The sequence below is a fragment of the Actinoplanes sp. NPDC048791 genome, from assembly GCF_040650095.1.
GTDB lineage: Bacteria > Actinomycetota > Actinomycetes > Mycobacteriales > Micromonosporaceae > Actinoplanes.
In genome coordinates, this window is the sequence record NZ_JBEZGQ010000076.1 from 1 (window position 1) to 16382 (window position 16382).

The following is a 16382-nucleotide window of genomic DNA, read 5'->3' on the forward strand; positions in this document are numbered from 1 at the left end:
GGCGTGGTCACCGGCCAGCGAACACTCGGCGGTGGCCTCGGCCTGGACCAGGACGGCCGAGCTGTCGACCTGGTCGTCGGTCAGCGCGAGCCGGTACCCGGTCGGGGTCCGGACGATGAGGCCGGCGCCGAGCTGCGACCGGGCCCGCGAGACGAGAATCTGCAACGCCTTGGCGGGATTCTCGGGCCGGTGGTCGGGCCAGATGCCCTCGATCAGCCGCCCGGTGCCGCAGCCGGTGCGCAGCTCACCGGCGAGCAGGGCGATGAGGGCCTGCAACCGGGGACCCACGATCTCCTGGTCACGGAAGGAAGTCCGGGACAGCAGGACCAGATCGGGGGCCACCGCCTCAGGGTAGCGACCGGTGCTCAGCGGCTGGGTGCGATGCCGGTGGATTCGCGGACGATCAGGCGGCCCGGCTCCCGGATCACGCCCGAGGTGGGGGTGCCGTCGAGGGCGGCGAACAAGTGCCGTACCGCCGATGCGCCCAGCTGTTCCAGGTTCAGGTCGACTGTGGTCAGCGGCGGGCGGCATTCCGCGGCGATGACCTCCCAGTTGTCGTAGCCGACCACCGCGATGTCGTCCGGGATCGATCGGCCCAGGTCGCGCAGGGCTTCCGTCACCCCGTACGCGATCTGGTCGCTGCCGCAGAAGATCGCGTCGACGTCCGGGTGGCCGGCGAGCAGCACCGTCGCCGCGTGCCGGCCCCAGCGCTGGGACCACTGGCCGAACATCGGTTCGCCGGCCAGGGGCAGGCCGGCCGCGTCGAGCACCTCGCGGGTCGCCGCCGCCCGGTCGCGGGCCGCGCGGTAGGTCGGGTCACCGGTGATGTGGGCGATCCGGCGGCGGCCCAGCGAGACCAGGTGTTCGGCGGCGAGCCGGGCGCCGCCCGCGTCGTCGGCCACGATGGACACGTCGTCCGGGTTGTCGGACTCGCAGAAGACGTAAACCACCGGCACCGGGATGTCCGCGGTCAGGGACGGGCGGATCTCGTTGGCGTCGCCGAGCACGATGAACCCGTCGACCTGGCGGGCCAGCAGAGTGCGGATGTAGTGCCGGCGGCGGATGGCGTCGCCGCGGGCGTCGCACAGCAGCACGCTCATCTGCTCGTTGCCCAGGGCGTTCTCCGCGCCGAGCAGGACCGGGATGGTGAAGCGGGCGGCGGAGAGCTCGTCGGTGAGCAGGCCGATGGTCCGGGTGTTGCCGGAGATCAGGCCGCGGGCCAGCACGTTGGGCTGGAACGAGAGCTCGTCGGCGGCCATGATGACGCGCTGCCGGGTCGCCGGGGCCACCTCGTCGCGGGCGTTCAGCGCCTTGGACGCGGTCGCCAGCGAGACCCCCGCGCGCTGGGCGACGTCGGACAACGTGACCCCGGACCGTCGCCGCGCCATGAACCGCCCCCCGAAAACTTTTCGTCAGCATAGCGACGGCGCGGCCCACCCGCCACGGCCGTTCGATAAGGAAACAAGCCAGAAATAGATCGTTGACAATGCGTGGGAGCGCTGCCACGCTTCCCGAAAAGGTTTTCGGAGTTTCGGAGCAACGCATGAGCGAAGCAGACACCGTGCCCTCCCGGGGTGGCCCTGTCGTGCCGTCACGGGGTGCCCTGCGGCCGGTTCCGCTGTCGTCCGTACGCCTCGCCGGGGGTTTCTGGGGTGAGCGCCAGGCGGTCAACAGCACCGCGACCCTGGCGCACTGCCGCTCCTGGATGGACCGGCTCGGCTGGACCGGCAACTTCACCGCCTCACCGTTCGGCCGCCGGGGCCGGGAGTTCGCCGACTCCGAGATCTACAAGCTCCTCGAGGCGCTGTGCTGGGACACCGACGAGCACCCCGCCGACCTCGGCTTTCTGACCAGCCTGCTCGCCCGGTCCCAGGCCGGCGACGGTTACCTGGGCACCGCGTACGGCCGGGAGGGTCAGGACGAGCGCTACAGCGACCTGACCTTCGGCCATGAGCTCTACTGCATCGGCCACCTGCTGCAGGCGGGCGTGGCCGCGGCTCGCACCGGCCGCGCGCCGCGGCTGGTCGAGGTCGCTCGGCGGGCCGCCGACCACGTCGTCGAGACCTTCGGGCCGGGCCGCAACGAGGGTGTCTGCGGGCATCCGGAAATCGAGACCGCGCTCGTCGAGCTGTACCGGGAGACCGGCGAGCGGCGCTACCTCGACCAGGCGAGCTGGTTCGTCGACCGGCGCGGGCAGCGCAGCCTGCCCGAGCACGAGTTCGGCTGGGCGTACTTCCAGGACGACGTCCCGGTGCGCCACGCCGAGGTGTTCCGCGGCCACGCGGTGCGCGCGCTCTATCTCGCGGCCGGCGCGGTCGACGTGGCCGTCGAGACCGGCGATGCCGACCTGCTGGCGGCCGTGCGGCGCCAGTTCGACCGTACGCTGGCCCGCCGCACCTACCTCACCGGCGGGATGGGCTCCCGGCACCTGGACGAGTCGTTCGGTGACGACTTCGTGCTGCCGGCCGACCGCGCGTACGCCGAGACCTGCGCCGGGGTCGCCACAGTCATGCTGGCCCACCGGCTGCTGCTGGCCACCGGCGACACCCGCTACGGCGACATCGTGGAACGGGTGCTCTACAACGTCGTCGCCGCCGCGGTCGCCGACGACGGGCGCGGCTTCTTCTACGCCAACACGTTGCACCAGCGCACCCGTACGGAAAACGTCCCGGCCGACCGTGAGCAGCTGCGCTTCGGCGGCGGGCCGCGGGCGCCGTGGTTCGAGGTCTCGTGCTGCCTGCCCAACCTCGCCCGGCTGCTGGCGAGCCTGGAGTCGTACCTGGTGACCAGCGACGACGGCGGGGTGCAGCTGCACCAGTACGCCGATCTCGATGTCTGCGCCGGCGGGCTGGACCTCGCCGTGCGGACCGGTTATCCGGACCACGGCGTGGTCGTGGTCCGGGTGGAGGCCGCCGAGGACCGCGAGCGGACGCTCACCCTGCGCGTCCCGGCCTGGGCGAGCGACGCCCGGGTGGTGGACCGGACGGGCAGCCGGCCCGTGCGGCCCGGCCCGGTCACGATCACCCGGCGGTTCACCGCCGGGGAGGAGATCTGCCTGGAACTGCCGCTGCGGCCGCGGTGGACCGCCGCCGACCCCCGGGTCGACGCGGTACGCGGATGCGTCGCGGTCGAGGTCGGTCCGCTGGTGATGTGCGCCGAGTCGGTCGACCTCGATCCGGGCGCCCAGCTGGACGACCTGCGCGTCGACACGACCGTGGCCCCGCAGGCCGACGCGGTCAAGGGCTGGTTCGCCGCACCCGATGACGCGGCCTGGCCGTACCAGGGGATCGGGGGCGGGCCCGGGGAAACGCGGACGCCGCGCCTGGTGCCGCTCGTGCCGTACCACCGCTGGGCCCGCCGCGGTCCCACCACGATGCGCGTCTGGCTGCCCACTACCCCTGCGTAGAACTGGAGGTGACGCGATGCCGTACGCCCGCTGGAGACCCGGACTGGCAGCCGCGCTGACCGTCGTCCTGACCACCACCGTTGCCACCGTGCTCGGCACCGCCTCCCCCGGCAGTGCGGCGCAGACGATCGGCTACCCCAGCTTCTCCGGCCCGGCGATCCCGGCGCCACCGGTCGGCCTCAGCACCGGTAACACCATGGCGGCCATCTTCGACGCGGAGAGCGGCGGCACCGACTACTGGATGGACCGGCTGCTGGCCCGCCAAGGCAACGACCCGGCGGGCACCTGGCTGATGAGCCGCGGCCGGGCCCTGTTCATGAAGACCCACAACCCGGGCACCCTGGGCTTCGGCGGCCAGGTCGCGTACTGGGAGAGCATCGACGACCGCAGCGCCTTCACGGTGACCGCGTCGCCCGGGACCTTCACCGAGCAGGTCGCGCAGCGCTGGCAGGCGCCCAGCCACTTCCGCAGCGTGCACACCAGTGGCTCGGTACGCATCAACCAGACGAAGTTCATCACCCAGCAGAACGTCGCGGTGGCCAACCTCGCCGTCACCAACACCGGCACCGCCGCCACCACCGTGCAGCTGCGCGTCACCTCGCCGTACGCGACCACGGCCGCCGGCACCGAGCTCACCGGTCAGGTCAACGCCCGCAACAACCTCACCACGCTGTATCCGCGGCTGTCCGGTGACGACTTCACGGTCACCGGAGGTGGGCTCTCCCGCTCGATCACCGTCGCCCCCGGCGCCACGGTCACCACCAAGGTGCAGCTGGGCTTCGTGACCTCGGAGATCCCGGAGTCGCTGACCGAGTACACCGCGTACCGGGGCTTCTCCCCGGCCACCGCGTTCGCCACCCAGACGCGGGAGTACAACCGGTGGTGGGCGCAGAACGTGCCCTACCTGGACGTGCCCGAGCCGGCCATCAAGAAGAACATCTACTACCGCTGGTGGCTGATGCGCTTCAACCACCTCGACGCCGACATCCCCGGGCAGGACTTCCAGTTCCCGACGTCGGTCGAGGGCGCGCTGGGTTACAACAACGCCATCGTGCTGACCCAGCCGATGCACATCGACGACCTGAAGTACCTGCGTGACCCGGTCTACGCGTACGGGCCGTGGGTCTCCGTCGGGCAGGTGTCCAAGGGTGGGCGCTTCGTCGACAACCCGGGCGACCCGGAGAACTGGTCCAACAGCTACACCCAGTACATCTCCGAGGCGGCGTGGCGGTCGTACCAGATCCACGGCGGGCAGCCGGCCATCGCCGGCAACCTCGCCCGCTACGCCGAGGGCGACGTCAAGGACCAGCTGTCCTTCTACGACCACGACCGCAACGGCCTGATCGAGTACGACTGGGGCGCGCTGACCGGTAACGACGCCGACGCGGTGTCCTTCCACTGGCGCGCTGGTCAGCTCGACCGCACCGAGTCGGCGTACGTCTACAGCAATGCGCTGGCCGCCGCGCAGGCGTACGAGGCGACAGGCAACACCGCCAAGGCCGCGGAGATGCGCCAGCTGGCCGAACGGGTCCGCGCCGCGATCGTCGGCGTGCTGTGGAATCCGAGCCGTCAGCTGTTCGAGCACCGGCACGTCGCCACCAACACCCACGTGCCGTGGAAAGAGATCAACAACTACTACCCGTTCTCGGTCGGCGCCATCCCGAACACCGACCAGTACAAGCAGGCGCTGCGGCTGTTCGCCGACCCGGCCGAGTACCCGATCTTCCCGTTCTTCACCGCGAACCAGCGCGACAAGGCGGCCGCCGCCGCGGCCGGCCAGCCCGGGAGCAACAACTTCTCCACCATCAATTCCACCGTGCAGTTCCGGCTCTACTCCTCGGTGCTGCGCAATTACCCGAACCAGTGGATGACCGCCGAGGACTACAAGAAGCTGCTGTACTGGAACGCCTGGTCGCAGTACGTCGGCGGGGACACCCGGTGGCCGGACGCCAACGAGTTCTGGGCCAATTGGAACGCCGGCACCCGGAGCATCGACTACCGGTCCTGGATCCACCACAACATCCTGGGCAGCAGCAACTGGACGGTCATCGAGGACGTCATGGGGCTGCGCCCGCGCAACGACAACCAGGTCGAGCTGAGCCCGATCGGCATCGGCTGGTCGCACTTCGCGGCCAACAACCTGCGCTACCGCAACGCCGACCTGTCGGTGGTCTGGGACGACCCGGCCGACGGCATCACCCGCTACCCCGGCATACCGCAGGGCTACTCGGTCTTCCTCAACGGCACCCGGGCGTTCACCGTCGACCGGCTCACCCGTGTGCTGTACAACCCGGCCACCGGCGCGGTCACCCTGCCCGCGGGCGGCTCGGTCACCTTCAGCACCGCGGTCGGCGGGATCCAGTCCCCGACCCAGGTCGTGCAGAACAGCGCCCGCATGGTCGACATGTTCGCCAAGGCCGGCACCGACCTGACCTCGGCCCGGCCCAACTACGCCCGCGGCGCGACGACCACCGCGTCCTACACCGCCGCCGGCACCTCCGGATCCGCCGCGGTCGACGGGTATCCGATCAACGAACCGATCTGGGGCACCTACGGCTCACCCAACGGTACGGACACGCTTGAGGTGAACCTCAATCAGAACCGCCGGATCGACGAGCTGCGGCTGTACTTCCGCAACGACCGGGCCACCAACCGCTACCGGCAGCCGTCGGCGTACCAGGTGCAGTACTTCAACGGCACTGCCTGGGTCGCCGTCTCCTCGGCGGTACGCACGCCGGACACACCGCGGGCGAACTACAACCGGGTCCGCTTCGCCGCGGTCGACACCCAGCGGGTGCGGGTGCAGGTCACCCACGCGTCCGGCTTCCGGACCGGACTGACCGAACTGCAGGTGTACGGCCCGTAACCGAGCCCGCGGGGAGGATGTGCCCGGCATCCTCCCCGCGCCCCCTTCCCCCGCACGTCACGCGCCACCGATCAGGAGGACTGCTTTGAGACGCTGGTTGAGCGGCATCGTCGCCGCGACCTTGGTGGCCGGGTCGGCCGCCTGCGGCGGCGACAGCCCGGACGACAACACCGCCGGTACGGACTCCGGCGCCACCATCACCCTGTGGACGCGGGCCGCCACCGAGTCGGTGTCGAAGGCGTACGCCGAGACGTACAACGCCACGCACAAGAACAAGGTCGAGGTCACCGCCTATCCGAACGAGGAGTACCCGGCGAAGCTGGCCTCCGCCGCCGGAGCCCGGTCGCTGCCCGACCTGTTCGCCTCCGACGTGGTGTTCGCACCGCAGTACGCCTCGCAGGGCCTGTGGCTGGACCTGACCGAGCGGTTCGGCGCGCTCCCCGTCAAGGACAAGGTCTCCCCGGCCCACGTCCGCAACGGCACTTGGAAGGACAAGAACTACGCCGTCCCGCACACCATCGACATGTCGGTGCTGCTCTACAACAAGGACCTCTACAAGAAGGCCGGGCTGGACCCGGAGAAGCCGCCGACCACGCTGACCGAGTTCGCCGAGCAGGCCCGCGCCGTGGACAAGCTCGGCGGCGGCGTCAACGGCACCTACTTCGGCGGCAACTGCGGTGGCTGCAACGTGTTCACCCTCTGGCCCTCGGTCTGGGCCGCCGGCGGGGACGTGATGAACGCCGACGGCACCGAGAGCACCATCAACTCCCCCGCCATGGCGGAGGTCTTCGCCCTCTACCGCAGCCTGTACGAGGACGGTGTGGCCGCCCCGGCGTCCAAGGACGAGGCCGGGCCCACCTGGCTCGGTGCGCTGCAGAGCGGCAAGGTCGGCATCGCCCCCGCGCCGTCGGTCTGGCTCGGCATCATCGAGGAGAAGACCGACTTCGAGCTGGGCGTCGCGCCGATCAGCGGCATCAACGGCGGCGAGTCCACGTTCGTCGGCGGTGACTCGATCGGCATCGGCGCCACCACGAACAACGCGGACGCCGCCTGGGACTTCCTGGCCTGGACCCTGGGTGACGAAGCTCAGGTCGAGGTGATCGCGAAGAGCAAGGGCGTACCGGTACGCACCGACCTGGCCACCAACAAGTACTCGTCGGCCGACCCCCGGATCGTCACCGTCAACAGCCTGATGGCCAAGGGCAAGACGCCGTACGCGAAGAACTTCAACGCCACCTACAACGACCCGCAGAGCCCCTGGATCACCACGTTCCGCGGGGCGCTGTTCGGCGACGCCGGCAAGTCCCTCGGCGAGGGTGCCGCCGCACTGACCGCTTCGCTGAAGAAGTAGGAACCCGATGGTGACCATGCTCAGGCGGCCGCGGGCGGAGGTGCCCGTACCGGTGCCACCGGCCCGCCGTCCGTCCCGGCGCCGTGCGTGGCTGGGTGCGGCCTATGCCGCGCCCACCGCGCTCGTGGTCACCCTGCTGTTCCTGGTCCCGCTGGGTCTGGTCGTCTGGATGTCGCTGCATCACTGGCCGCTGCTGGGTGAGCCCGAGTTCAACGCGCCGGCCAACTACACCGCGATGACCGGGGACGCCCTGGTACGCAGCGCGGTGTGGTTCACCCTCAAGTACACCGTCGTGGTGACCGTGCTGCTGTTCATGCTGGCCTTCGGACTGGCTCTGCTGGTGCAGCGCGCCCGGCCCGGCGCGGGCTTCTTCCGGACAGCCTTCTTCCTGCCCGCCGCGGTCGGTTTCGCCAGCGCGTCGCTGCTGTTCCTGGGCCTGCTGAGCGACGAGATCGGGCCGGTCAACGACGCGCTGGCCGCGACCGGGCTGCTCGACGGCTACGTGTCGTGGACCAGCGGAAGCGCGAACACGGCGCTGGGCTCGGCGATCCTGCTGGTGCTGTGGCGTTTCGCCGGCTTCAACATGCTGATCCTGCTGACCGGGCTGCAGGCCATCCCGCTGGAGGTCTACGAGGCCGCGCGGATGGACGGGGCCGGCCGGCTGCAGATCTTCCGCCGGATCACCCTGCCGCTCATGCGTCCGACCATCGCCCTGGTGCTCACGCTGATGGTCACCGGCTCGCTGCTGGCGTTCGACCAGTTCTGGATCCTCACCCGCGGCGGGCCGGACAACAGCACCACCTCGCTGGTGATGGTCATCTACCGGGCCGCGTTCATCGACCTCGACCTCGGCTCGGCGGCGGCCGTCTCGGTGGCCCTGCTGGGCGTGCTCGTCCTGGTCAGCCTCGTCCAGCTCGGCGTGCTGCGCCGCCGGTCCCGTCAGGAGTCAGCGTGAAGCTCGCCCGTACCGGCTACTACAGCACCGGCGCCGCGCTGGCCGTACTGTTCCTGTTCCCGCTGCTGTGGAGCGCGTACGCCTCGGTGCGTACCCCCAGTGGTTTCGGTCTGGAGAACTACGCCCGGCTGTTCACCGCCGACGGCGGGATCCGGCCGCACCACGTGCTCAACAGCGTCGTGGTCTGCCTGCTCACCGTGGGCGGGACACTGCTGATCTCGACGCTGGGCGGGTACGCCTTCGGCCGCTTCGACTTCCCCGGCAAGAACGCGCTGTTCCTGGTGACGCTGGCGATCCTGATGGTCCCGTACGCCACCATCCTGATCGCCCTCTACGTGCTGCTCGGCTGGGTCGGGCTGGCCGACTCGCTGCTCGGGCTGAGCCTGGTGCTCATCATGTTCCAGCTGCCGTTCGCCATCTTCATGATGCGCAACTCCTTCGAGGCGGTCCCCAAGGAGCTGGAGGAGTCGGCGCTGGTCGACGGCTGCGGCAGCGTCGGGGTCCTGCTGCGGGTCATGGTGCATGCCGTACGCCCGGGGATCGTCACCGTGTCGCTGTTCGCGTTCCTGGCCTCGTGGAGCGAGTTCTTCGCCCCGCTGATCATGCTCAACTCCACCGACCGGTTCACGCTGATGCTCGCCGTGGTCAACATGCGGACCGCGAGCTTCGGGGCCATCGACTACGCCGCGCTGGAGGCCGGCGTGACCGTCATGGCGGTGCCGTGCCTGGTGCTCTTCGTCCTGCTGCAGCGCAGTTACGTGCGCGGCTTCATGTCCGGCGCGCTGAAGGGGTGATGCCGACCCGTCCGTAAGGCCGCCGTGCACGACCGGGCCGTCCACGGTGGCGTGTCGACCACACGAAAGGACCCCCCATGTCCATCCCCGTCCCGGTCTCCCGCCGGACGCCCCTCCGTCACTCCCCTCCCCTGGTTCTGCTGCTGTCCCTGGCCCTGGTGTTCGTGCCGATCGCGATGCTGCCGGCGCAGGCCGCCAACCCGATCGTCACCTCGGTCTACACCGCCGACCCGGCACCGCTGGTGGTCGGCGACACGATGTACATCTACGCCGGTCGCGACGAGGCGCCGACCGGCACGGACGCCTTCGTCATGCGCGAATGGCGCGTGCTGTCCTCCCCGGACGCGGCGACCTGGACCGACAACGGCCCGCGGGCCTCCGTCGCGACCTTCCCGTGGGCCGGTGCCGACGCCTGGGCCGGCGAGGTGGAGCCGCGCAACGGCCGCTACTACTGGTACACCTCCGTCAACGGCAACGGTCCCGGCTGGATGAACATCGGCGTCGCCGTGGGCGACAGCCCGCTCGGCCCGTTCACCGACGCCAAGGGCGGCCCGCTGATCAGCGACAGCACCGCCAACTCGTCCGGGCTCAACATCGACCCGACCGTGTTCGTCGACGACGACGGCCAGGCCTACCTGTACTGGGGCGGCTACTGGAGCCCGCGGATGGTCAAGCTGGCCGCCAACATGGTCGACACCGTCGGCGCGGTCCAGACCCCGGTGGGGCTCACCGACTACTGGGAAGCGCCGTTCCTGTTCAAGCGCAACGGCCTCTACTACATGATCTACGCCGCCAACGACACCAACGGCTGCGTCACCTCGTCGAGCTACGCCTGCCAGCGCTACGCCACCGCGACGAGCCCGATGGGACCGTGGACGCACCGCGGCGTGGTCCTCGGCCAGGTGTCGTCGACCACCAACCACGCCGGGGTCGTGCAGTTCCACGGCCAGTGGTACATGGTCTACCACAACGCGAACGCGCCCGGCGGGGGCAACTTCCGGCGCTCGGTCGCCGTCGACCGGATGACCTTCAACGCCGACGGCACCATCCAGCGGGTCGTGCAGACCACCACCGGCCCGCCGCCCAACCCGGGCGGCACGACGCCGCCGCCCGGCCCGGGGACGAACCACGCGCTGACCGCGACCCCCTCCACCTCGTACGTCTCACCGTGGGAGAACCTCGCGGCGATCAACGACGGGTTCACCCCCACCGGCTCCGCCGACCGGACCCACCCGGTGTACGGCAACTGGCCGGAGCAGGGCACGCAGTGGGTCCAGTACGACTGGGCGGCCCCGGTGACCCTGCGCGGGGCGAGCGCCTACTGGTTCGACGACAACCAGGGCATCGACCTGCCCGCGTCGTGCCAGGTGCAGTACTGGACCGGGAGCGCCTGGGCGAACGTACCGGGCGGATCGGCTTGTGGAGTGGCCGCCGGAACGGCGAACACGGTCACCTTCGATCAGGTTTCCACGACCCGGCTCCGGCTGACCTTCACCTCAAGAACGGGCTTCTCCACCGGCCTGCTCGAATTCCGCGCCTTCTCCTGACAGCGGCGCCCAGAGAGGAAAGATCCCATGAGACTTCGACGCCTTGCCACCCTGACCGCCACGCTGGTGGTCCTGCTCGGCTCGCCCGTCGCGGCCCAGGCCGCTCCCGCGGACTGGAGTCCGCCGGCCAACCTCGTCACCCCGCTCAACCAGGTCTGGCAGCACCAGGAGCAGACGTACGGCAACCTGTACGGCTTCCGCAACTACGGCTGGGACCAGATCATGGCCAACCGCGGCAGCATCAACTACTGCGTGCGCTGGGACTCCAGTGCCCCGGTCACTGCCGCGCTGCGCGACCGCATCCACGCCTCCCTCGCCCGCCAGTTCAAGAAGTGGATGGACGTGATGGCCGGTCACAACGGCTGGCCGTACCAGGAGGTCCCGCTCAAGGTGGTCGGGTGGGCGGTCCGCGACCGCTCGACGCTGCAATGGTCGGACTCGTCGGTAGACATCTACGTCAACAACATCCGGGAGAACGCGCCGCAGTGCTCCGAGCCGTGCGGCCGCTTCTTCAACCAGTCGGGCAACTATCCGAACTGCCCCGGCGGCGCCGCCCGCCATTACGACATGTCGCTGTGGCTCACCGCCGGCATGAACGGCGGCGCGGGCGGTGACTGGGGCCAGCGCATCGGCAGCGAGTACTTCGTCGGCGCGCTGGACGCGGACAACATCCACATCCTGCTGCACGAGATAGGGCACAGCTTCGGGCTCGACGACTTCTACGACTGGACCCCGACCGGGGTCGGTGGCTTCCTGATGAAGGCGGGCAGCGCGACCCGGATCACCGACTTCGACGCGTGGATGTTCCGCGACTGGTGGCGGCACCTGAAGAACCGCTATGGCTATGCCCCCACGGCCCGGAAGGCGGGCTGACGGGTGCGCCTGTCCACAACCCTGAAAGGCTGGCGCCGGCGGCTGATCCTCGCCGGGGCGGTCACCGTGCTGGCCGTCGTACCGCTGGCAGTTCCGCAGCTGATCGCCACCGCGTCGGCGGCGGCCAAGACGACCTGGATCCCGGCCCGCTGGGCCAGCACCGGGGAGGTGCCCTGGGTGGCCGAGCGGACCAAGGAATCGGCCAACTTCATCCTGTTGTGGGGCGACCGGTCGGGCACCGACCCGAAGAGCGCCCCCTCGCAGTACCGCTTCGATCCGGACAACATCCTGGCCCAGCTGGAGAGCCTGTACTCGTTCTACGTGAACACGATGAAGTTCACGCCCGAGCAGGGCCTGCTGGCCCAGTACAAGATCAATGTCATCATCACCACCACCTGGTCCAACGCCCCGCTGGACGCGTGGGCCACCGGCGGCTCGACCGACGGCAAGGTGGGCGTCATCAACATCGCCCCCGGCGCGGCGGCGCCCGGGTCGTGGGGGCTGGCCCACGAGCTCGGGCACGTCTTCCAGAACTACACGTTCCTGGGCCGCTCGGGCGTCGGCTTCACCGACCCGTCGGCCGGGACGTTCTGGGAGGCCACCGCGGAGTTCATGGCCATGCAGGTCTACCCGAAGACAGCCGCGGGCGACCTGACCCGCTTCCTGCGCACCGAGAACCTGGCGTACAGCTCCAGCCGGCACCACTACGGCGCCTGGATGCTGCTGCAGTACATCAAGGACCGGGACGGGCTCGCCATGGTGAACCGGATCTGGAACGAGGCCCGCAACACCGAGCATCCGCTGGAGACGTACCGCCGGCTGGCCGGCATCGACCAGGCCGAGCTGAACCGGCGGCTGGGCGAGTACGCCCAGCACAACGTCACCTGGGACTACAGCAACCGGGCCGACGTGCTGCCGTTCATCAACCGGCTGTACCCGTTCATCACCGCGTACAACGGGGTCGCGGTCGAGCCGGTGGACCAGGCGGCGGGGCACTACCGGATCCCGGACGCGATCGCCCCGTCCGACTACGGCTACAACAAGATCCGGCTGGTGCCGGCCACCGACGGCGGCCTGATCCGGCTGCGCCTCAAGGGCCACGCGGAGAACAGCGCCGCGCAGCCCGGCTGGACGTACGGCTTCGTCGCCGTGCGCGACGGCGTCCCCCGCTACGCGCCGCTGACCAGCAGTGCGGACGGGCAGATCGCGTTCCAGACCCAGCCCGGCGAGCGGGAGGTCTACCTCGTCGTCACCGGCACCCCCGGCGCGGTGCACCACTACGGATTCCTGGACGGCTACACCAAGAACCACCGGTACGCGTACGAGTTCCGGCTGGCCGGTGCGGCACCGTTCGGCTACGAGCCCGGCCACGTCAAGCCGGCCGCGCCCGGTGGAGGTCGCTGGCACTCCAACGGCGGCGGCTGGGTGGACTCCCGTGCCACGGTCGCGGCCAGCGCTTACGTCGGGCCCCGCGCGGCGGTGTACGGCAACAGCACCGTCTCGGGCAACGCCCGCATCGAAGACCTGGCCTGGGTCAACAGCGGCGCGACGGTGACCGGCAACGCGGTGGTGAAGAACAACGCACTGGTGCAGGGCGGCGCGAACCTGTCCGGCACCGTGATCATCGGCGGTGACGCGGAACCGTCGACCGCCTGCTCGTCGGGCACGTACCTGCTGTTCAACCCCGACCGAGGATGCGACGGCCGGGGTGGTGAGGTTGACGTCAACCCGACGCACGGGACGTTCCGTACCGAAGAGCTGGCTCTCACCGGGAGCGAGCCGCCGCCTTCTCCGACGGTTCCTTCTCCGACGCCCTCCCCCACGGTGCCCGCGGGTGCCGGGTGCGCGGCGACCTACCGGCTCGCCGGGCAGTGGCAGGGCGGGTTCCAGGCCGAGGTGACCGTGACGGCCGGCCCGGCGGCGATCACCGGGTGGCAGGTCGGCGGGGCTGTCGCCGCAGGTCAGACCCTCACCCAGATCTGGGGCGGCACAGCCACCGGATCGGGCACGGCGAGCGTGATCCGCAACGCCGCCTACAACGGTGCTCTGGCCGCGGGGGCCGGCACCACGCTGGGCTTCATCGGCACGGGTACGCCGGTGACGCCCACACTCAGCTGCTCAACCGGGTAGCGGTCACCACAGCAGGCATCGGGGTCGTACTCCCACGGCGGCCCCGATGCCCCGGCCCGGACCAGATCCCCGGCCGGACCACGTCCCCCGGCCCGACCACATACCCCGGCCCGGACCACATCCCCCGGTCCGGGCCGGTCCTCTGCCCGCCACCTGAACAGATCCTCGGCCAGGCCCCGCTGCCCTCGGCCTGGCCACGCCCGTGCCAGATCCCCCCTCCCGGGTCTCGTGAACACCCCGGCAGCCAGGTGACACTGGCTAAGATCGGGATCGTCCGATCCGGAACGAGTCGACCCGATGGAGGTTGGATGACGTCGGCCCGCCCGGCGCCCCCGATCCACGCCACGCTCGCCGATGCGGCCACCGCACAGCTGCATGAGGCGATTCTCGTCGGGGAGTTCGAGGGCGGTGCCGCGCTGCGCCTCACCGACCTCGCGACCAGCATGGGCATGAGCATGATGCCGGTGCGGGAGGCGATCCGCCGGCTCGAGGCGCTCGGCCTGGTCGAGGTGATCCCGCACAAGGGCGCGTGGGTGCGCGAGCTGACCATCGAGGATGCCCACGACACGCACGACATGCGGATGCTGCTGGAGATCACCGCGATCGAGCGGGCCGCCGCGCGGTTCACCGAGGAGGACGCCGACCGGGCCCGGGCCTACCTGGAGCGCAACGTCCGCGCGCTCGAGCTCGGCGATCAGGCCGCCGCCCGGCAGGCCCACACCGACTACCACTTCGCCATGTACGCCGCGGCCCAGTCCCGCTGGCTCCTGCGCGCGCTCGAGCCGGTGTGGCAGAACGGCGAGAGGTACCGTTTCGCGGGCACCCGGTCCCCCGGCGCCCGCGAGCGGATCCTGCGGGAGCACGAGGCGATCCTCGCGGCCTGCGTGGCCCATGATCCGGCCGCTGCGGCGGCGGCGCTGCGCGAGCACATCACCAACGCCCACGCCCGGGTCATCGAGAAGATGACCAAGCAGAACGACGGCGGCCGACCGCCCGGCTGAGCGGCCGGACAACCGTCGCGGGGTCCGTCTCCGGGTCGGGCTCGACGAGGGTCGGGTCCCGCAGGGACAGGCGGGTGGCCGGCGCAGCGACGGTAGGCATCTTCATCGGCCGGCCGTCGTCGGGAATCCACCGGGCCGCCGGTTGTACAACTCCCACTTCCGCAGGTGGTGCTGCTCGCGCCCGGCGGCAGGTGCCGGCGCCTCAGCTCACCGCGAGGTAGACGAGTGCGCCGATCACGCCGACGAACACCACGAGCAGCCCGCCGACGAGCAGCATCTCGCGGGCGGCGCCCCGATCGTCGTCGTCCGTCATCCCGCGTCCTCCGTTGTTTGATATTTGATAAGACCGCACGATCATAGATCGAGACATGGACATCGCCCGCAGCAGCGTCCCCCATTCGGGGTCATCACCACGCACCGAAGTCGGGCCCTGACGTAAGGCTGAGCAAGCCGGCACGTGGGTTCGCGGACATGCGCGAGGAGTAGCGGCTGTCGCAGCCCGCGCTGATCGGCGGGGCCGACCCCGGCCCAGCGGAACGGCCGAAGTCCGTCGGCCGGGCCATCTGGGGCGGTCGGTGCAGCCAGCCCGGCAGCGGAAGGGTCCGGTAGGTCGTGAGGCCGGCCATCCAGGCCGGCCGGTGCGGCCGGCCCCGGGCACAGCACAACGTCCGCCAACTCCGTAAACCCGGCCGTCCAGGCCGGCCGGTGCGACCAGGCCCGGGCACAGCAGAACGTCCGCCAACTCCGCAAGCCCGACCATCCAGGCCGATCGGTGCGACTGGTTGCAGGACCAGCGCACCACCCGCGTCCCGGCCCGCGGGCGAGAGCGCAACGCCCGCCTATCGCGCGAGCGGAGGCCGCACCCGGAACGAGGCGTCGTCGCGGAACCCCACGGTGCCGTCGGACTGGTCCACCCAGATCTGGCCGTCGCGGTGGCGCACGAACCAGCCCGGATAGTTCGACGCTTCCAGCAACACAGTGCCCGGCGTCGCACCGGGGCGCGTGCAGAACGTGGCGTCGCCGCGGAACAGCTCCGTCCCCTGGTTGGGGCTCAGCTGGACGCGCCATGAGGCGTGGCGGAGGAAGCGGCCGTCGGCGTACCGGAATGAGAAGCAGTTGATGTCCGCGAGGCCCTCGATCGCGCTGAAGGTGGCGCGGGCGCGGGTGGCGCCGTCGGTGCCCGGGACGAGGACGCCGAGGCCTGCCTCGGTCGCGACGTACCGGCCGGCGGAGTTTCCCGCCTCCAGCGACAGCGGGCCGAGAGCGACCGTGTCGGTGTTGGTGGCCGACGGCCCGGCGGATGTCGGTGCGGGTCTTGTCGGCGCGGCGGTCGCGCGCGTGGTCGTCGGCGTGGGGGCGGGGGCGACGGGCGGCCGAGCTGTCGTCCGGGTCGGTTCCGCGATCACCCGCGGGGCGGGCGGCGGCGGCGGCGGGATCAATTGCACGGTCGTGACCGTCG

General features: G+C 70.6%; 11 protein-coding genes and 1 pseudogene. 9 read left to right on the forward strand and 3 right to left on the reverse strand.

What is annotated here, in order from left to right; all coding sequences use genetic code 11:
• Together AB0C29_RS08805 and AB0C29_RS08810 are read right to left on the reverse strand one after the other, a co-directional pair.
• Nucleotides 1–342 (reverse strand): annotated as a pseudogene (locus AB0C29_RS08805) (AfsR/SARP family transcriptional regulator); the annotation flags it as partial.
• A gap of 23 nt (nt 343–365) precedes the next feature.
• A complete protein-coding gene (locus AB0C29_RS08810) occupies nt 366–1388 on the reverse strand; it encodes a LacI family DNA-binding transcriptional regulator (RefSeq protein ID WP_360817259.1) in 1023 nt (340 codons plus the stop codon).
• A 155-nt stretch (nt 1389–1543) separates the two neighbouring features.
• Here AB0C29_RS08810 and AB0C29_RS08815 point away from each other — a divergent pair, with 155 nt between their 5' ends.
• The 9 genes from AB0C29_RS08815 to AB0C29_RS08855 all read left to right on the forward strand — a co-directional run bounded on the left by AB0C29_RS08815 (nt 1544) and on the right by AB0C29_RS08855 (nt 14923).
• Nucleotides 1544–3406, forward strand: coding sequence for a beta-L-arabinofuranosidase domain-containing protein (locus AB0C29_RS08815; RefSeq protein WP_360817262.1), 1863 nt, complete (start codon nt 1544–1546; stop codon nt 3404–3406).
• A 16-nt stretch (nt 3407–3422) separates the two neighbouring features.
• Entirely contained in the window at nt 3423–6272 is a 2850-nt protein-coding gene (locus AB0C29_RS08820) for an MGH1-like glycoside hydrolase domain-containing protein (RefSeq protein ID WP_360817265.1), read from the forward strand.
• An 85-nt stretch (nt 6273–6357) separates the two neighbouring features.
• Nucleotides 6358–7623 carry a sugar ABC transporter substrate-binding protein gene (locus AB0C29_RS08825; protein WP_360817268.1) on the forward strand — a complete coding sequence of 422 codons (1266 nt, stop codon included), beginning with the start codon at nt 6358–6360 and terminating at the stop codon, nt 7621–7623.
• A 16-nt stretch (nt 7624–7639) separates the two neighbouring features.
• Nucleotides 7640–8578 (forward strand): sugar ABC transporter permease, encoded by a 939-nt coding sequence (locus AB0C29_RS08830; RefSeq protein WP_360817287.1) that lies wholly within the window; start codon nt 7640–7642, stop codon nt 8576–8578.
• Nucleotides 8575–9372, forward strand: a complete 798-nt coding sequence (locus AB0C29_RS08835) for a carbohydrate ABC transporter permease (protein WP_360817271.1) — start codon at nt 8575–8577, stop codon at nt 9370–9372. Before AB0C29_RS08830 ends, AB0C29_RS08835 begins: the two co-directional genes overlap by 4 nt.
• 77 nt (nt 9373–9449) lie before the next feature.
• A complete protein-coding gene (locus AB0C29_RS08840) occupies nt 9450–10919 on the forward strand; it encodes a glycoside hydrolase family 43 protein (protein WP_360817274.1) in 1470 nt (489 codons plus the stop codon).
• Nucleotides 10920–10946: 27 nt separating this feature from the next.
• Nucleotides 10947–11792 (forward strand): hypothetical protein, encoded by an 846-nt coding sequence (locus AB0C29_RS08845; RefSeq protein ID WP_360817277.1) that lies wholly within the window; start codon nt 10947–10949, stop codon nt 11790–11792.
• 3 nt (nt 11793–11795) lie between these two features.
• Nucleotides 11796–13922 carry a DUF6055 domain-containing protein gene (locus tag AB0C29_RS08850; RefSeq protein ID WP_360817279.1) on the forward strand — a complete coding sequence of 709 codons (2127 nt, stop codon included), beginning with the start codon at nt 11796–11798 and terminating at the stop codon, nt 13920–13922.
• A gap of 308 nt (nt 13923–14230) precedes the next feature.
• A complete protein-coding gene (locus tag AB0C29_RS08855) occupies nt 14231–14923 on the forward strand; it encodes a GntR family transcriptional regulator (protein WP_360817282.1) in 693 nt (230 codons plus the stop codon).
• 839 nt (nt 14924–15762) lie between these two features.
• Here the strand turns inward: AB0C29_RS08855 and AB0C29_RS08860 are convergent.
• Nucleotides 15763–16382, reverse strand: a 620-nt coding sequence (locus AB0C29_RS08860) for an AbfB domain-containing protein (RefSeq protein ID WP_360817284.1), incomplete at its 5' end; no start/stop codon positions are given.